This is a genomic window from Sebaldella termitidis ATCC 33386, assembly GCF_000024405.1.
GTDB lineage: Bacteria > Fusobacteriota > Fusobacteriia > Fusobacteriales > Leptotrichiaceae > Sebaldella > Sebaldella termitidis.
Map to the genome: position 1 here is coordinate 2307195 of NC_013517.1, position 18722 is coordinate 2325916.

Consider the following 18722-nt stretch of genomic DNA (forward strand, 5'->3'; position numbering starts at 1 on the left):
AAAATAAATATGAAGCGTTTAATGTCTAATCTTCATGAAATAGGCGAGATCGGCAAAACTGAAGAAGGATATAACAGAATAGAATTCAGCAGGGAATATTTTAGAGCTGCGGAAACTTTTTTAGATAAACTGAAAAAGCTTGGGCTTAAGGCATGGATAGATGAAGTGGGAAATGTGATAGGTGAAAAAGCCGGCCGATATCCTGAGCTGCCTTATATAATAATTGGTTCTCATCTGGATACAGTGAAAAACGGCGGTTTATATGACGGTAATCTTGGTGTTATGTGTGCTCTTGAATGTATGGAGCTTCTGGCAGAAAATGAAACAGTTACTGATCATACAATAAGAATAGCTGCTTTTAATGCAGAAGAGGGGCTGAGGCTGGGAGGAACCTTCGGCAGTATTGCAGTATTCGGAACGGGTAATATAGAAAAAGAGAACAATCTGGAAGAGCTTCCGGAGGTCGGACTTACTATGGAAAATATCAGAAATTCCAAGTGGGAGGAAAATAAAATAGGAGCTTATCTGGAACTCCATATAGAACAGGGAGATCAGCTTTTTAAAAAGGGAAAAACAATAGGAATAGTAAATGGTATTGTAGGGATAGAAAGATACAGAATAAAAATAAACGGAGAATCAAATCATGGCGGGACTACATCAATGGAGTCACGTAAAGATGCAGTGAAGACGGCTGGCGAACTGATTACATATATGTACAGCCTCTGTGAAAAATATCCTCATCCTTTTGTTTTTACAATAGGGGATATTAAGATTTCTCCGGCTTGTTATAATGTCATTCCGGAATATGCAGAGCTTTTTGTTGAAATAAGAGATATGAAAAGAGAAAATATATATTCTTTTATTGCCGATATAAAAGAATTTTCCAAAAGATATAAAGATACTGAAACAGAATTTATTCATGTACTAGAAAAATATCCATATGTACTTGATGAAAATATAAGAAATATTATTGAAAAAGTATGTATTAAAAATAATATTTCATATATGGAGCTATCAAGCGGAGCCGGTCACGATGCTATGTGCGTGCCTGAGGATAAGCCGGCAGTCATGATATTCGTACCAAGTGAGAATGGAATCAGTCATAATAAAATGGAGTTTACTTCTGAGAGCGATATAGAAATGGGAACTTTAACGATGTTTGAGACATTGCTTGAGATGGATAAACAAATCTGATAAAAAATAATCTTATAACAGAATTTTTTTAAAAAATTATTTTTTTAATAAGTAAATCCTTATTATAACGATCAGAAAATAATATTTGAAAATATAAAAAAAGAGTGTATAATTATAATGAGTTAGAGTGCATGATTCTAATTATGAAGAATTATTGTAATTTTGTCTAGCATATGTACTCACTCGTAGAGGGAGTGTAAAACAGTGTCATTTAGAAAAGTAGGGATGTTCTTTTCTAGGTGACATTTTTTTATTATCATATATCAAATATATTGATGGAATAAAAAATATGAATTTTACATATAGATAAAAATATACTAAACTAAGTTATAAATTATTAAAGGTGGAGTAGAGATGATTAATTATAAATATATAAATGACAATATGATGATGTATATGCGGTATAGAGTTTGACCTTTTTATAAAATATAAAAAGCACAGACTCTTTTTGAAGTTTTTAATCTAAAAAGAGCTGTGCCCATAGATAGATGTTCCGGACACGGCTGTGTCCGGATTTTTTTTTACAAAATTTAATTATATAACAAATAATCAAATATATATAAAGGATGGTGACAATAATGTCAGAATACAAATTTGAAACATTACAGCTTCATGCTGGTCAGGAAGAGGCGGATAAGTCAACGAATTCAAGAGCAGTACCAATTTACCAAACCACATCTTATGTTTTTAACAGTGTGGAGCATGCAGCTAATCTCTTTTCGCTGAAAGAAGAAGGAAATATATACAGCAGAATGATGAATCCTACTACGGATATTCTGGAAAAAAGAATAACGGCACTTGACGGCGGAGTCGGGGCAGTAGCAGTAAGCTCAGGAAGTGCCGCAGTAACATATGCAATTTTGAATCTGGCAGTATCCGGAGATGAAGTTATATCATCAAAGAATCTTTATGGGGGAACATATAATCTTCTGGCGAATACAATAAAGGATTTTGGAATAACTACAAAGTTTTTTGATCCCGGAAGACCGGAAGATATCGAGAAATTAATAAATGAAAAATCAAAGGCAGTATTTATAGAAAGTATAGGAAACCCCAATGCGGATATTACAGATATAGAAAAAACTGCTGAAATAGCTCATAAATACGGACTTCCCCTGATAATAGACAATACGTTTTCTCCATATCTGTGCAAGCCTTTCCAGCATGGAGCAGATGTAATAGTGTACTCGGCAACAAAATTTCTTGGCGGACACGGGACAACAATAGCAGGACTGGTAGTAGATTCCGGAAAATTTGACTGGAAGAATGAAAGATTCAAAAGCTTTAACGAACCGGATCCCGGATATCACAATCTAAAATATTCAGATTTAGGAGAAGCTGCATATATAGCAAAATTAAGAGTGAGGCTTCTCAGAGATACAGGTGCATGTCTTTCACCTTTTAATTCTTTTCTGATATTACAAGGGATAGAAACACTCTCGCTGAGAATAGACAGACACGTGGAGAATGCTGTAAAAACAGCAGAATATCTGGAAAAGCACCCTAAAGTAAAAGCTGTAAATTATCCCGGATTAAGCAGCAGCCCTTATAAAAAACTGCAGGAAAAATATCTTCCAAAGGGCGGAGGCTCTATATTTACCTTTGAACTGACAGGTGGTCTGGAAGCAGGAAAAAAATTTATTGATTCATTAAAGCTGTTTTCTCATCTGGCAAATGTTGCAGATGCAAAATCTCTTATAATACATCCGGCAAGTACAACACACAGCCAGCTTACAGAGGAAGAACTGACAGCCTGTAATATAACTCCGGGAATAATAAGAATATCTATAGGTCTGGAGCATATTGATGATATAATAGATGATCTGAAGCAGGCTTTGGATAAAATCTAAAAACAGAAAGGATAAAAATGAAAATAAAGGATATATATCAAAATAAAAAAGCAGTATTCTCATTCGAAATATTTCCTCCTAATGAAAATTTTTCAAGTGAAAAGCTGTACGGGGTAATAGACGAGCTGAGTATACAGAAGCCGGATTTTATAAGTGTTACATATGGTGCCGGCGGAACTACAAAGGGCGGCACCATAGAGATGGCCTCGTATATAAAAAATAAATTAAATATAGAAGCAGTAACGCATCTTACATGTGTGGGAAGCAGGAAAGACGAAATAGAAAATTTCCTGAATGAGCTGGAAAGGAATAATATAGAAAATATTCTTGCTCTGAGAGGTGATATTCCAAAGGATCAGGATGAAAGTATATATGACAGAGGAGACTTTCTGTATGCCTCTGATCTGATAAAGGCGGTCAGGGCTACAAAGAGATTTTCTGTGGGAGGAGCCTTTTATCCTGAGGTTCATCATGAAAATAATGATCTTATAGATCTGTTTAATTTGAAGAAAAAGGTAGATTCCGGAACTGATTTTCTGGTATCACAGATATTTTTTGACAATGAAAGCTTTCTTGATTTTCGTGATAAAGCTGAAAAAGTAGGGATAAATGTACCTTTAGCTGCCGGAATAATTCCTGTAACTAATGCGAAACAGATTAAAAGAATAACTTCTTTATGTAACTGTAAAATTCCGAAAAAGCTGGAAAGAATACTAAATGCTTATGAGGATAATAATGAAGCAATGTATCAGGCAGGAATAGCATATGCTACAGAACAGATAATAGAACTGCTTTCTGCCGGCATAAAAGGAATACATATTTATACAATGAATAAGACAAATGCAGTAAAAGAGATTCTGGAAAATATAAGCAGCATAAGAAAATATTATGAATAAATAACAGAGAGGAGGATTTTTATGTTGATATTAAATAAAAATATGCCTGTAATAGAGGAGCTGAAAGGAATGATCGATATAAAGACAAAGAACGGAAAGCTTAATGTTTCCAAAAAATCCAAGAAAATTCTGGTATTGAACCTGATGCCCAATAAAGTAAAAACAGAGTATCATATTCTGAGACTCCTGAACACAAAGAAACCGGATGAAGAGATAGAACCGTTTTTTTTGAAGCTTGATACACATAAATATAAAAATATAGATGTCGAATATCTTAATGAATTTTATGTATCATTAGAAGAGATAAAAAATCTGGATATTGAAGCAGCTATAATAACAGGAGCACCGCTTGAAAAAATAAAATTTGAAGAAGTCGCATACTGGGAAGAGCTTAAGGGAATATTTGAATTTATTAATAATCTGAAATCCTCTATTTTTATATGCTGGGGTTCACAGGCAGCATTATATTATTTTCATAATATACCAAAATATGATTATAAACGTAAAAAGTTTGGTGTATTTAAACATAACTGCGAAAACAAATCGAAGCTGTTTGACAGTCTTGATAATGAAGATTTCAAAATACCGCATTCAAGATATACTTACATAAAAAGAGAAGATATAAAGAAAAAAAGCAGTCTTGAAATACTTCTTTCAGATGAAAATAATGAGCCTGTTATAGTAAAGGATAAAAATAAAATATATATATCAGGACACATGGAGTATGATAAATATAATTTAAGAGATGAATATGTCAGAGATATAAATAATAATCTGGAGATAAATATACCTGATAATTATTTTTTGGATAATAAACCGGAAAATTCACCGGCTTTTTCCTGGGAAAAATTTTCAAGGATATTTTATTCCAACTGGCTTGAAAGCTTTTAATTATTTTATAAATCATTTAGCTGTGGTATAATTAGTGAAAAAGAGGAGTTGGAAAATTTGAAGAAAATATTTTTTCTTATATTTATAGTTTTCAGTTTTTGCATTAATGCGGAAAAATTCAGCGGCTATATTGAAGTATCTGAACCGGAGTATGTATTAATTTATGAAACTAACGGTCTTTATACGTCAGATGAGGCGAACGGTATATTAGAGACAGCAGAAGACGGTAAATATAAGGTTGTTGATAATAATACGATAACATATCTTACAATTAAAAAATCAAAATTTCATGGAAAAATTTATATCTATGACAAAGAGAGCAGCAGATTATTATCTGAATCCGGATTTAAAAACGGAATAGCTGATGGAAAATGGATAGACTATGATAAAAACGAAAAACCTAGATCAATAGATTATCTTAAAAATGATTATATTATGAAAAGAGAGATTTTCGTGAATGGGAAGCTTGTTATTACCAAAACTTTTAAAGAGGGACTTTACAGACTGCCGTAATCTCTTATAACAGAAGCAGGATGCCTGCTAAACTAGTTTGTTAAAAGACATTTATATAGTGTCTTTTTTTATTACATATATCATATATATTAAAACTATATTTTATTTCTATTTTACTTATGAATATTAATGTACTATAATAAATTATAAAATAACGGGAGTGAAAATGATGACTTTAATAACTATAAATAATAATTCTATAAATAAAATAAGAAAACATCATCATATTGGCAGAGTTTGAACCTGAAGTAATTATTGGGAGCAGACTCTTTTTGAACTTACAATTCAAAATAGTCTGTGCCAGTTTATGAATATATAGGAAATCTGGGCAGAAATGTCCGGATTTTTTTTTAAGGCAGATAATCGGAAGGAGACAGAAAATGAAAAAATTTATAAGCAGTCTGAAGGAAGAGGAAAAAATAATACTGAAGCTTAGAAAACATTATGAGCAGTATGGATATAAGAAAATAAAACTCAGTAAATTTGAAAGTTACGATTTATATAATGAAAATGCCGACTTTATAAAAATCGAAAATATTATTACATTTATGGCACCAACAGGAAAGCTGCAGACACTAAGACCGGATGTAACCTTATCCATAGTAAAAAAGTATGCCAGAGATAAAAAGAAAGAGATGGAAAAGCTGTATTATATAGAAAATATCTACAGACTTTCCAAAGAGGATATGGAGTATAAGGAATTAAACCAGATCGGCGTAGAGATACTCGGAGAATCTGACGGATATTCAGATTTTGAAATTATAAATCTTGCAGCAGAAAGTATGGAACTGATAAATAAAAATTTTATTCTGGATATTTCCAATATTAATTACTTATCTGGATTATTTGAAGAAATGAATTTGGGATATACTTTGGAAGAAGAAGTGTTAATGAATATACAGCATAAAAATGTTCATGATCTGGAAAAAATTCTTACAAAAGAGAATGTAGAATCTAAATATAAAGAAATTCTAATAAAAATTCCGGATTTATCAGGTAAATTTCATAATGTAATAACAGAAGCAGAAAAGCTGGTTTTGAACGAAAAGATGCAGAAAGCGCTTGATGAACTGAAAATGCTGGGACAGGCTTTCCCGAAAATGATAAAAAACGGAAAAATATTGCTGGATTTTTCTATAGTAAACAGCCTTGATTATTATAACGGGCTTATATTTCACGGATATATAGAAAATAATCCCAAAATTATACTGTCCGGCGGAAATTACGATAAGCTGATTGAAAAATACGATAAGAATAAAGGTGCAACAGGTTTTGCAATTTATCTTGATGAACTTTCCGGAAAATATAAAATAGAAAAAGAATATGATTTTGATATTTTGATATTATATAAAAACGGAGATAATGCAAAGCTTCTGAATATCGTGAAAAAATATATAGATCAGGGACTTACAATACGAACAGAAAAATACAGGGAAGACTTTAATACAAATTTTAAGTATAAAGAAAAATACATTTTTGAAGATGACAGACTTGTTGGGAAGGAGTAAATGTGTTAAATATAGCATTGCCTAAAGGAAGGCTCGGAGATAAGACATACAGCTTATTTGAAAAAATAGGGTATAAGTGTGATGAACTGACTGAGGACAGCAGAAAACTGATTTTTGAAAATAAGGAAAAAAATATCAGATATCTGCTTGTAAAGCCGTCAGATGTAGGAATATATGTAGAGAAAGGTGCAGCAGATATAGGTGTGGTAGGAAAGGATATATTACTGGAGAATGTTTATGATATTTATGAGCTTCTGGATCTGAATCTGGGAATATGTAAAATATCAGTTGCAGCTCTTTCAGGGTATAAAGAAGATACTGAAAGAAAGCTGAGAGTAGCTACCAAGTACGTAAATACAGCAAAAAAGTATTATTCATCTTTGAACAGAGAGACAGATATAATAAAATTAAACGGATCTATAGAGCTGGCTCCTATTCTGGGACTTTCCGACGTAATAGTGGATATAGTGGAAACCGGTAATACATTAAAAGAAAATAATCTAAAGGTAATAAATGACATAGAAGAGATAAGTGCAAGATTTATTGCCAACAAAACGAGCTACAAATTTAAAAATGAAGAGATAAAAAATATAGAAAAAAAACTTAGGGAGGTAATATGATAAAGACAATAAGGTATAACAAAAATACAGCACTGGATGAGATATTTCCCAGAAGCCAGTTTGAATATGAGGATATTAACAAAAAGGTAAGAGAAATAATAGAAGATGTAAAAGCTAATGGCGATAAAGCACTTTACAAATACAGCGAGATGTTTGATGTAAAACTGGAAAGCTTAACTGTAAGCAGTGAAGAGATAGAAGAAGCATATGACAGAATCGATGAAGAATTCAAGGAAGTACTGCTTGCTGCTGCGGGTAATATAAGAAAATTTCATGAAAAACAGGTCAGAAATAATTTTTTTACAAATGGAAAAGATGGAGTTTTGCTGGGACAAATAATAAATCCTATAGAGAAAGCCGGAATTTATATCCCCGGAGGAACAGCTTCTTACCCTTCTACGGTATTAATGAATGTAATTCCTGCCAAGATTGCCGGAGTGGAAGAAATCATACTTGTAAGCCCTCCTAACAAAGAGGGGAGTATAGAAGATTCTATTCTCGCTGCTGCTAAAATAGCCGGAGCAGACAGAATTTTCAAAATCGGGGGAGCACAGTCAATAGCAGCCTTGAGCTACGGGACGGAGACTATTCCTAAAGTATATAAAATAACCGGTCCCGGAAATATATATGTCGCTATGGCAAAGAAAATGGTTTACGGCGAGGTAGATATAGATATGGTGGCAGGTCCAAGCGAAATTCTTGTAATAGCAGATGAAAATGCCGTTCCGGAAAATGTAGCAGCTGATCTTTTATCACAGGCAGAGCATGACAGGCTTGCAGCAAGTGTATTGGTTACAACGAGTGAGGAAATAGCTGAAAAAGTAAAAAATGAACTGGTAAAACAGCTTGAAAGGCTTCCAAGAGAAGAGACAGCAAAGGAATCTCTAAAAAATAACGGAAGAATAATAATAACGGAAACAATAGATGAGGCAGTGAAAATCAGCAATGAAATAGCACCGGAGCATTTGGAATTATGTGTAAATGATCCGTTTTCCATTCTTGGAAAAATAAAAAATGCTGGATCGATATTTCTGGGTAATAATACTCCGGAAGCACTGGGAGATTATTTTGCCGGCCCGAATCATACACTGCCGACAAGCGGAACTGCAAAATTTTCTTCGCCGCTTTCAGTGGATGATTTTATAAAAAAATCTTCGGTAATTTATTACACTAAAGAAGCACTGGAAAAAGTAAAGGATAAGATAATATGCTTTGCGGAAAAGGAAGGACTTAATGCACATGCAGAGTCAGTGAGAATAAGATTTGAAGGTGGTAAAAAATGAGCAGATTCTGGAATAATAAAGTAAAGGAGCTGGTTCCATACACTCCGGGAGAACAGCCGAAGGATAAAAAATATATAAAACTAAATACAAACGAGTTTCCTTATTCACCCTCGCCTATGGTAGAGGATATAATAAAAAATTATGATTTTGAAGATTTGCGGCTTTATCCTGATCCTGATGTATCAGAGCTGAAAAATGAAATTGCTTCTTTTTACGGTCTAAATACTGAGAACATATTTATAGGAAACGGTTCTGACGAGATTTTGGCTTTTGCCTTTATGACCTATTTTAACAGCGGAGATAAGATATATTATCCAAATATAACATACAGCTTTTATCCGGTGTATTCAGATTTATTTGATCTAAAGCCTGAAACAATTCCTCTGAATAAAAATTTTGAAATAGAAACTGATGATTATAAAAATCTGGACAGTGGAATAATTCTGGCTAATCCCAATGCACCCACAAGTATTGCACTGGGAAGAGATCAAATTGAAGAAATAATAGCTGCCAATAAAGATAATATAGTAATTATAGATGAAGCATATATAGATTTCGGCGGTGAATCTGTATTGGAATTAACAAAAAAATATGATAATCTTCTGGTAATTCAGACATTCTCAAAATCAAGAGCTCTTGCAGGGATGCGTTTAGGCTTTGCAGCAGGAAATAAAGAGCTTATAGACGGTCTGGATAAAGTGAAATTTTCTTTTAATTCCTATACAATTAACAGATTATCTATAAAAGCAGGTACTGCCGCAGTAAAAGATTCGGAATATTTTCTAAAAACTGTAGAGGCACTTATAAAAACAAGAGAGAAAACAAAAAAAGTCTTAAAAGAATACGGCTTTTTTGTACCGGATTCCAAAGCAAATTTTTTATTTGTGAGTCACAGCAGAATCTCTGGTGAGGAATTATATCTGAAATTAAAAGACAGCGGAATTCTCGTGAGATATTTCAAAAAGCCGGGAATAGATAATTTTATAAGAATAACAATAGGTACAGAAAAAGAAATGGAAATATTTGAGGAGAAAATAAAAGAAATTTTAAAACAGAATAAATAAGCTTTGATAATATCATATTAATTATTTTGAATCTAAATCAGATGAAATATTAGGAGGAATAATCTTGAGAGAAACAATAATAGAAAGAAAAACCAATGAAACGGATATAAGAGTGAAGCTTAATCTGGACGGAACCGGAAAATATAAAAATGATACAAAAATAGGATTTCTTAATCATATGCTCGATCTGTTTACGAAACACGGGAGATTTGATATGGAGGTAATCTGTAACGGAGATATTGATGTAGATTATCATCACTCAGTAGAGGATATAGGAATAGTAATCGGAAAATGCTTTGCGGATATACTCGGAGATGTGAGAGGAATAAACAGATACGGCAACTTTTATATGCCTATGGATGAAGCATTAACACTTGTTGCTGTAGATATATGCGGACGGTCATATTTAAAGTTTGATGTTGATATTCCTACACAAAAAGTAGGAAGCTTTGATACAGAGCTGGTAAAAGAATTTTTTCTTGGATTTACAAGAGGAATAGAAGCTACAATACATATAAAAACTTTCTACGGAGAGAATTCACATCACATAATAGAGTCTGTTTTCAAAGGATTTGCCAGAGCTATTGCGCAGGCAGTGGAAATAGATGAAAAATTTAAGGATGAAATACTGTCTACTAAAGGAGTGTTAGCATGATAGCAGTGATAGATTATGGTGTAGGCAATTTATTTTCACTGAAATCATCACTTGACTATACAGGACTGGAAAATATATTTACAAACAGTGAAAGTGAAATAAGAAAGGCAGATGCCTTGATACTTCCGGGAGTAGGAGCATTCAGAGATGCAATAGACATTCTTAATAAGACAGGTTTGGGTACTATTGTAAAGGAAGAAGCAGAAAATGGGAAAAAGATACTGGGAATATGTCTGGGAATGCAGCTTTTATTTGATAAAAGCTATGAATACGGAGAATATAAAGGACTTGGACTTATAAACGGGGATATAGTTTCTATGAAAGATAATTTGAAAAATAAAAAATTAAAAGTACCTCATATGGGATGGAACAGTCTTGAATTTCTAAAAGAGGATAAAATTCTGAAATATATAAATGCAGGTGAATATGTATATTATGTGCATTCATATTATGCAGAAAACTGTAATGATTCTGTAATAGCCTGTTCAGATTATGACATAAAAATTCCGGGAATAGTAAAAAATAATAATATTTACGGAATACAGTTTCATCCTGAAAAAAGCGGGAAAACAGGATTAAATATATTAAAAGCTTTCGGGGAGATGATATAAATGATAATATTTCCGGCAATAGATTTGAAAAACGGAGAAGCAGTAAGATTAACACAAGGGGACTATAATCAGGTAAAAGTATATTTTAAAAATCCTGCTGAGGTTCTTGAATTTTTTAAAAAAAATAACAGTCAATATCTTCATATAGTGGATCTTGACGGTGCCAGCAGCGGGAAAACGGAAAATTTTGAAACTATAAAAATGCTTGTAGAAAATAGTGACTTATTTATTCAGGTAGGCGGCGGTATAAGAAATGAAGAAAGAATAAAAAAATATCTGGAGCTTGGAGTAAATAGAGTCATACTGGGAACGGCCGCAATAGAAAATCCGGAATTTCTTGTAGAAATGGTGCATAAATATAAGGATAAGGTGGCAGTTTCTGTAGATGCACACGATCAAAAAGTAGCAGTAAACGGCTGGAAAGAAGTAAAATCCATAGATTCTTTTGAATTTTGCAAAACATTATCGGACATTGGAGTAGATAATATTATATATACTGATATCTCAAAAGACGGTAAAATGAGCGGAACTAACATAGAAATATACAGAAGATTAAGTAAAGTAATAAAGTCAAAGATAACTGCATCAGGCGGAATTACATATAAGGATGAGATAATCGAGCTTAAATCATTAAATATATACGGAGCAATAGTAGGTAAGGCTATATATGAGAATACTCTGAATCTGGAAGAGATTATAAAAACAGCCGAATAAAATTCAGGAGGAAAATTTAATGATAACAAAAAGAATAGTTCCCTGTCTTGATGTAAGGGACGGGAGAGTAGTAAAAGGAAAAAATTTTAAAGGTATTCAGGATGTAGATAATCCTGTGGAGCTTGCAAAATTTTATAATGAATCTGGTGCAGATGAGCTGGTATTTTATGATATAACTGCTTCCTACGAAAAGAGGGGAATCTTTATAGATGTACTAAAAAATGTGGCAAGAGAAGTATTTATTCCCCTTACAGTCGGAGGCGGGATAAATAGCGTGGAAGACTTTGATGCTGTATTAAAAGCCGGTGCTGACAAAGTAAGTGTAAATTCAGGGGCAATAAAAAATCCCGGACTGATAAAAGTGGCTGCTGAAAAATATGGTAACCAGTGTGTGGTTTTATCAATAGATATAAAAAGAGTAGATGGAAAATACTGTGTTTTTTCCAATGGCGGCAGAATAAATACTGGAATAGATGCGATAGAATGGGCAGAGCTGGGTGAAAAAAACGGTGCTGGAGAACTTGTAGTGAACAGTATTGATACAGATGGGGTAAGAAATGGTTTTGATCTGGAACTACTAAAAGATATAAGTAAAAATCTGAGTATCCCTGTAGTAGCTTCAGGCGGTGCAGGCAATATGGAACACTTCAAGGATGTTTTTATGCTTGAGGGGGTAGATGCGGGACTTGCTGCTTCTATATTTCACTTTAAAGAAATAGATATAATGGATTTGAAAAGATATTTGGAAAAAAATAATATAGTAGTAAGAATATAGGAGGAAATATGGTATTATATAATAACATAAAAGAATTGAAGTTTGACAGCAATGGTCTTATCCCGGCAGTAATTCAGGATTATTATACCAAAGAAGTACTGACTGTGGCATATATGAATTCTGAAAGCTTGAAAATAACAATAAATGAAGGAAAAACATGTTTTTACAGCAGAAGCAGAAATGAATTATGGAGAAAAGGCGAGACTTCCGGAAATTATCAGCATGTGGTAAGTATAAAGTCTGACTGCGATAATGATTCACTTGTAATTGAAGTAATAAAGGACGGTCCGGCGTGTCACACAGGTGCCGAATCATGTTTTAACAACTTGATTTTCAAAACCCGGGAAGAAAATTTTTCTATTCAGAAGTTATATGATCTGATAAAAGAGAGAAAGACAAATAATACTGAGAATTCTTACACATCTTATTTATTTGAAAAAGGTCTGGATAAAATACTGAAAAAAATAGGAGAAGAGTGTACAGAAGTAATAATAGGCGCTAAAAATAAGGGAAATGAAGAATTAGTTTATGAGCTTGCAGATCTTGTATATCATTCAATGGTGCTTATGATAGAGAAAGATATTACTCTCGCTGATATAAAGGAAGAATTAAAGAAAAGACAGGTTGTAGATAAGAAGGTAAAACAGGAAAAAATGAAATAAAGGAGGCAGTATGAAATTTTTATCAAATTTACACACTCATACACTTTACTGTGATGGTAATAACAGTGCTGAAGAGTATATAAAAAGGGCAATAGAACTTGGATTTATAAGTATAGGATTTTCAGGACATTCTTATATTCCGGGTACTCTTGGCGAAGACTGGGGAATGAGTGAGGAGGGAACTCTGGAATATATAAAAGAATTAAAAGGTTTAAGAGAAAAATATAAAGGTGATATTGAAGTTTATATTGGCCTGGAAACAGATTATTATTCCGGTTATAAAAAAGATATAAAGGAAAAATTATCTTTGGATTATACTCTGGGGTCTGTCCATTTGATAAAAAATGATACTACCGGGGAATATTACAGTATTGACAGTTCTCCGGAAATAACCGAAGAAGGTATAAAAGCTTTTGGCGGTGTAAGAAATTATATAAAAAAATACTATGAAACCCTGTTAGAAATGATTGAAGAGCAGGAACCTGATATTATAGGTCATATTGATCTGGTAAAAAAATTCAATTCTGATAACAGATATTTTGATGAAACTGAGGAATGGTACATAAGCCTGATTGATGAAGCACTGGATAAAATAAAAAGCAGTAATTCGATAATAGAAGTAAATACCGGAGCAATGTCAAGAGGATGGACAAATTTTCCATATCCGTCGAAATTTATTCTAAAGCTTATTCTGGAAAAAAATATTCCTATTACATTGAATTCTGATGTTCATTCAGTAGAAAACCTGGATTATTATTTTGATGAATCAATGGAAGTAATAAAAGAAACAGGATTTAAGAAAATAAAAATTTTAAAAAAATCAGAATTTCAGGATATTGAAGTAAAATAATATCCTGAAAAATTTTGATATAAGAGTATGTAATTTTATTATATATATTTTATGAAAAGGAGAGTAGTAAAAAAATGGAAAATGAAAGATATGAACTTAACAAAAACTTGGCTCAAATGTTAAAGGGCGGTGTAATAATGGATGTTTCCAATCCTGAACAGGCAAAAATAGCAGAGGAAGCCGGAGCGGCAGCTGTAATGGCTCTGGAAAGAATTCCGGCTGATATAAGAGCAGCCGGGGGAGTTTCAAGAATGAGCGATCCTAAAATGATAAAAGGAATACAGGAGGCAGTTAGTATTCCTGTAATGGCAAAAGCAAGAATCGGACATTTTGTAGAGGCTCAGATTCTGGAAGCTCTTGAGATAGATTATATAGATGAAAGTGAAGTTTTATCACCGGCAGATGATAAATATCATATAAATAAAACTAAATTCAAGGTACCTTTTGTATGCGGTGCAAAGGATTTGGGCGAAGCACTCAGAAGAATTCAGGAAGGGGCTTCTATGATAAGAACAAAGGGAGAACCCGGAACAGGCGATATTGTTCAAGCAGTAAGACACATGCGTGCAATGATGAGTGAAATCAAAAAAGTACAAAATATGAATGAAGACGAATTATATTTTGCTGCAAAAGAGCTTCAGGTGTCATATGATATTATTAATTTTGTACATAAAAATGGGAAACTCCCTGTCGTAAACTTTGCAGCCGGCGGTGTGGCGACTCCGGCAGATGCAGCATTAATGATGCAGCTTGGTGCAGAAGGAGTGTTTGTCGGATCTGGAATTTTTAAATCTGGAAATCCCAAAAAGAGAGCACAGGCAATTATAAAAGCCGTAACAAATTATAATGATCCGAAAATTCTGGCAGAAATATCTGAAGATCTTGGTGAAGCGATGGTGGGTATTAATGAAAATGAAATTCAAATATTAATGGCTGAAAGAGGAAAGTAAAATGAATATTGGAATTTTGGCACTTCAGGGAGCTTTTAAAGAACATAAAGATATTTTGGATAAACTTGAAGCGGATTCTTATGAGATAAGAAAAAAATCAGATCTTAAAAAACGACCAGACGGTCTAATTATTCCCGGCGGTGAAAGTACAGTAATTGGCAAGCTCCTAAATGATCTGGATATGATGGAAGAACTAAAAAATATGATCGAAAATGGAATTCCTGTGTTTGGTACTTGTGCCGGTCTGATATTGTTAGCCAAAAAAATTGAAAATGATAAAAGAATTCATCTTGGATGTATGAATATTGAAGTTCAAAGAAATGCCTACGGCAGACAGCTGGGAAGCTTTGTCACCGAAGAAGAATTTCAAGGGATAGGAAAAATACCTATGGTTTTTATAAGAGCACCATATATAAAATCAATAGGAAATAATGTAAAAATATTATCGGAAGTGAAAGGAAAAATAATTGCTGCAGAAGAAAAAAATATTCTTGTTACTGCATTTCATCCTGAATTGACAAAGGATACCAGAGTCCATAAATATTTTATAGAAAAAATTACAGAATAAATTATTTTTCTTATTTGAGTTTCATAACTACTTTATGATATAATAATCATGAAATAATATAACAATATGACTGGAGGAATAACAATGAGTGATATGAAAGATAAGTTGGAAGATGTTAAAGATAATGTAGAGGAAAAAGCAGATAATGCTAAAATAAAATTAGATAAGACGGTAGATGACGTAAAGGAATATGCACATGAAGCAGGAGAAGATGTGAAGCAGACAGGTGAAGCTGCCAAAGAGAAATTTTCTGAAGTAAAGGAACAGGTAAAATCAGGTTTCGATCAGACAATGGCAGATGTAATGGAAGTAACAGCTGATGATAAGAATAAAGCGGTTATTATGCATATTTTGTCTATAATACTTGGGTTTTCAATGTTAGGATTTATTTCACCATTAATATTCTATTTTGCAGTTAGCGATAACTCAGAATTTTTAAAACAAGAAGCAAAAAATGACTTAAATTTTCAATTGACACTTTTAATTGCTTATGTTATAGCAGGAATATTATGGATCGTTTTAATAGGAATCTTTTTATCATTTGTTCTAGGTATATGTGCATTAGTTTTTGAAATAATGGCATTAGTAAAAGCTAAAGATGGAGAACATTATAAATTCCCATTTTCATTAAACTTAATAAAGTAATAAAAATAAAAAGAATAGCAGCAGGTATTTTGTTATCTGCTGTTTTTATATAAAAAAATATTATTTCTGAGGGAAAATATGAATGATTATACAAAAAAAGTTATAAAAATAATAAAATCTATTCCTAGCGGTAAAACAATGTCATATGGGGACATAGCCAAAACAGCCGGAAAAAACAGAGGAGCCAGAGAGGTATCACGGATTCTGCACAGCTGCAGTGAAAAATACGGACTGCCGTGGCACAGGGTTATAAATTCTCAGGGAAAAATAAGCCTGTCAGGGGAAGCAGGACAATTTCAGCGTGAAATGCTTGAGCAGGAAGGAATTCGTTTTGATAAAAACGGGAAAATAAATGAAGTTTATATAAATAAAGGAAGAGATTCTAATGCTAATAAGGAAAGAAGAAAAAAAAGATCTTGATGATATTCGGCATATAAATAATACCTGCATTAACGGAGATTATGAAAGCAAGCTGATAAATAACATCAGAAAGCGAAAAAGTTTTATACTTTCACTTATAGCAGAAGATAATGGGAAAATAATCGGACATATTATGTACAGCAGAATAAAAACAGATGATAGGAATTCAACTGCTTTAGCTCCGATGTGTGTGCTTACGGAATATCAGAAGACTGCATAGGTACAGACTGATAAAAGAAAGCCTGAAATATTTGAAAGAGATGAAAGAAAAGAGCATAATAGTTTTAGGTCATACAGCATTTTACAGCAGACTTGGATTTGAAAAAGCGGCAGAGTATGGCAAGGAATTTTTAATATAAAGAAGAGGAGTGACTCTTATAAACAGAGTCACTCCTTTTTTGGTTCTATTTTTTTTTGAAAATTTTACTATAGTACCCATTTCATAGAGATAATATGCAATAACAGAAGCTTTTTCCTTATCAGTCAGAATGACTAGAAGATCCCCGTTCTTCAATATTGTATTTCCGTTTGGTATAAATTCATTTCCGTCCCGTCTTATGCCGGCAAGAAGTGTATCAGCAGGCCACTTCAAATCTCTCACCATTTTATTTGAAAGTTTAGAATCTGCTATTACCGGTATCGTAACTGTAATTATCTTTTTTTCTTTATTAATATCCTTATTAGAAGCAAAAGACATATTATTAAACAAAACATCATAAACAGGTTCCAGATTAATAAATTCAGTTATAATATATGATACAGCCGATATAAATGTCAGAGCAAATAAATGTGAAAAATTTCCTGTCATCTCCAGAATCAAAATTATTCCGGTAATCGGTGCTCTTACTACAGCTGTAAAATAAGCAGCCATTCCCAAAATTATATAATGTGTAATATAAATATCAGAAACACCAAATAAATTTACTATAAATATTCCATAAATTTTCCCTAATAAAGCTCCTATAACAAGCATAGGGAGAAATATACCTCCGGGAAAGCCGCTGCTGTAAGATATAAGAGTATATAAAAATTTTCCTGCAAGAAGTAAAAATAATATAAGTACCGGAGTAGGATACTGAGTTATTTTTTCTATAAGATTATGTCCGCCTCCTGTAATATCTTTAAAAAGAAAAGCTGTAAAAAAAGCTATGAGCATTAAGCCAGCCGCTTTGAAATAAGGATTCAGATCTATTTTTTTATATACTTTCTGAAATTTTATCAGATTATCACTAAAGAGTTTTCCCATAAAAGACATTATTATTCCAAATATGAGGATAAGAAAAATTTCCATCAGAGAATTAAATTCAGTAGGGGCAGTTACCTCAAAATTAAAGACTGGGTGGTATCCCAAAAAAATTCTTGTCAGAAAATCTGCTGTAATACTTGCTATTAAAGTACAAATTAATAAAAGAGGTGAAAAAAACTTATGCAATTCTTCAAGAGCAAATATAACTCCTGCAAGCGGGGCATTAAAAGCAGCAGCAAGTCCTGCACTGGCACCACAGGTAATAAAATATTTCTTTTCCATTTCAGAACGCCCTGTTACTTCATTTATCCCTTCACCTACGAGAGCACCAAGATGTATTGACGGACCTTCTCTTCCAAGGGACAGACCTACACCAATACTCAAAAGCCCGCCAAAAAACTTTAAAATAAGTTCAGGGAGCCAGCGAAAATGTATTTTCTGCATGAGCAGTGCTTTTACCTGAGGTATTCCGCTTCCTGAAATAAGAGGGAATTTCATAACAAGAAACTGTAGAATAACTCCAATGAGTATAAATATAAAAATACCTGTACAAAAATTCCAAACAGATAGATTCTCAAAAAGCTTTTCTCTCAAAATTCCGATTTTATCAAGTCCGAGCCTGTATAAAATAACTACAGCTCCTGAAAGTGTACCTGTTAATAAACTGTAAAATATCAATAAAAGGTTATGTTTTCTTGATTTCAGCTTTTGCCAGTCTGTTAGCAGATTTAAAAGATCATTTTTCATATTTTTCATTCCTTTTGTTATATATATTTATAATAATAACAGATAATTTATTTCATATCA

21 protein-coding genes are annotated in these 18722 nt (G+C 32.8%); 20 read left to right on the forward strand and 1 reads right to left on the reverse strand.

Features of this window, described 5'->3' with window-relative positions; genetic code table 11:
- Positions 1-9: 9 nt before the first annotated feature.
- The 20 genes from STERM_RS10660 to STERM_RS10755 all read left to right on the forward strand — a co-directional run bounded on the left by STERM_RS10660 (position 10) and on the right by STERM_RS10755 (position 16889).
- Entirely contained in the window at positions 10-1194 is a 1185-nt protein-coding gene (locus STERM_RS10660) for a hydantoinase/carbamoylase family amidase (protein ID WP_012861616.1), read from the forward strand.
- 578 nt (positions 1195-1772) lie between these two features.
- The gene (locus STERM_RS10665; RefSeq protein ID WP_012861617.1) at positions 1773-3044 is read left to right on the forward strand and encodes an O-acetylhomoserine aminocarboxypropyltransferase/cysteine synthase family protein; all 1272 of its coding nucleotides are present in this window, start codon (positions 1773-1775) and stop codon (positions 3042-3044) included.
- A gap of 17 nt (positions 3045-3061) precedes the next feature.
- Entirely contained in the window at positions 3062-3940 is an 879-nt protein-coding gene (gene metF, locus STERM_RS10670; RefSeq protein ID WP_012861618.1) for a methylenetetrahydrofolate reductase [NAD(P)H], read from the forward strand.
- A gap of 21 nt (positions 3941-3961) precedes the next feature.
- The gene (locus STERM_RS10675; RefSeq protein ID WP_012861619.1) at positions 3962-4831 is read left to right on the forward strand and encodes a homoserine O-acetyltransferase/O-succinyltransferase family protein; all 870 of its coding nucleotides are present in this window, start codon (positions 3962-3964) and stop codon (positions 4829-4831) included.
- A gap of 57 nt (positions 4832-4888) precedes the next feature.
- Positions 4889-5344, forward strand: a complete 456-nt coding sequence (locus tag STERM_RS10680) for a hypothetical protein (RefSeq protein ID WP_012861620.1) — start codon at positions 4889-4891, stop codon at positions 5342-5344.
- Positions 5345-5724: 380 nt separating this feature from the next.
- Positions 5725-6852, forward strand: coding sequence for an ATP phosphoribosyltransferase regulatory subunit (locus STERM_RS10685; RefSeq protein WP_012861621.1), 1128 nt, complete (start codon positions 5725-5727; stop codon positions 6850-6852).
- Positions 6853-6854: 2 nt separating this feature from the next.
- Entirely contained in the window at positions 6855-7472 is a 618-nt protein-coding gene (gene hisG / locus STERM_RS10690) for an ATP phosphoribosyltransferase (protein WP_012861622.1), read from the forward strand.
- Positions 7469-8755 carry a histidinol dehydrogenase gene (hisD, locus tag STERM_RS10695; protein ID WP_012861623.1) on the forward strand — a complete coding sequence of 429 codons (1287 nt, stop codon included), beginning with the start codon at positions 7469-7471 and terminating at the stop codon, positions 8753-8755. The genes hisG and hisD overlap by 4 nt, the downstream gene beginning before the upstream one ends.
- On the forward strand, positions 8752-9819 hold the full coding sequence (gene hisC / locus STERM_RS10700) for a histidinol-phosphate transaminase (protein ID WP_012861624.1): 1068 nt from the start codon (positions 8752-8754) through the stop codon (positions 9817-9819). Before hisD ends, hisC begins: the two co-directional genes overlap by 4 nt.
- 64 nt (positions 9820-9883) lie before the next feature.
- Entirely contained in the window at positions 9884-10474 is a 591-nt protein-coding gene (gene hisB / locus STERM_RS10705) for an imidazoleglycerol-phosphate dehydratase HisB (RefSeq protein ID WP_012861625.1), read from the forward strand.
- Positions 10471-11085: an imidazole glycerol phosphate synthase subunit HisH gene (hisH, locus tag STERM_RS10710; protein ID WP_012861626.1), complete on the forward strand. Its 615-nt coding sequence runs from the start codon at positions 10471-10473 to the stop codon at positions 11083-11085. The genes hisB and hisH overlap by 4 nt, the downstream gene beginning before the upstream one ends.
- Positions 11086-11799 carry a 1-(5-phosphoribosyl)-5-[(5-phosphoribosylamino)methylideneamino]imidazole-4-carboxamide isomerase gene (gene hisA, locus STERM_RS10715; protein WP_012861627.1) on the forward strand — a complete coding sequence of 238 codons (714 nt, stop codon included), beginning with the start codon at positions 11086-11088 and terminating at the stop codon, positions 11797-11799.
- A gap of 19 nt (positions 11800-11818) precedes the next feature.
- Complete coding sequence (gene hisF, locus STERM_RS10720) at positions 11819-12574, forward strand: imidazole glycerol phosphate synthase subunit HisF (protein WP_012861628.1); 756 nt, start codon at positions 11819-11821, stop codon at positions 12572-12574.
- Between the two features lie 8 nt (positions 12575-12582).
- Positions 12583-13236 (forward strand): bifunctional phosphoribosyl-AMP cyclohydrolase/phosphoribosyl-ATP diphosphatase HisIE, encoded by a 654-nt coding sequence (gene hisIE / locus STERM_RS10725; protein WP_012861629.1) that lies wholly within the window; start codon positions 12583-12585, stop codon positions 13234-13236.
- Positions 13237-13246: 10 nt separating this feature from the next.
- Positions 13247-14086, forward strand: coding sequence for a histidinol-phosphatase HisJ (gene hisJ / locus STERM_RS10730; RefSeq protein WP_012861630.1), 840 nt, complete (start codon positions 13247-13249; stop codon positions 14084-14086).
- Positions 14087-14160: 74 nt separating this feature from the next.
- Positions 14161-15036 (forward strand): pyridoxal 5'-phosphate synthase lyase subunit PdxS, encoded by an 876-nt coding sequence (gene pdxS / locus STERM_RS10735; RefSeq protein ID WP_012861631.1) that lies wholly within the window; start codon positions 14161-14163, stop codon positions 15034-15036.
- Between the two features lies 1 nt (position 15037).
- Complete coding sequence (pdxT, locus tag STERM_RS10740; protein ID WP_012861632.1) at positions 15038-15604, forward strand: pyridoxal 5'-phosphate synthase glutaminase subunit PdxT; 567 nt, start codon at positions 15038-15040, stop codon at positions 15602-15604.
- An 84-nt stretch (positions 15605-15688) separates the two neighbouring features.
- Positions 15689-16249: a magnetosome magnetite crystal formation protein family gene (locus STERM_RS21265; RefSeq protein WP_012861633.1), complete on the forward strand. Its 561-nt coding sequence runs from the start codon at positions 15689-15691 to the stop codon at positions 16247-16249.
- Between the two features lie 78 nt (positions 16250-16327).
- The gene (locus STERM_RS10750; protein ID WP_012861634.1) at positions 16328-16669 is read left to right on the forward strand and encodes an MGMT family protein; all 342 of its coding nucleotides are present in this window, start codon (positions 16328-16330) and stop codon (positions 16667-16669) included.
- A complete protein-coding gene (locus STERM_RS10755) occupies positions 16635-16889 on the forward strand; it encodes a GNAT family N-acetyltransferase (RefSeq protein ID WP_012861635.1) in 255 nt (84 codons plus the stop codon). The genes STERM_RS10750 and STERM_RS10755 overlap by 35 nt, the downstream gene beginning before the upstream one ends.
- Positions 16890-16970: 81 nt before the next feature.
- On the opposite strand, the gene STERM_RS10760 is transcribed toward STERM_RS10755, so the two are convergent.
- Positions 16971-18662: a ClC family H(+)/Cl(-) exchange transporter gene (locus STERM_RS10760; protein ID WP_012861636.1), complete on the reverse strand. Its 1692-nt coding sequence runs from the start codon at positions 18660-18662 to the stop codon at positions 16971-16973.
- Positions 18663-18722 lie beyond the last annotated feature (60 nt).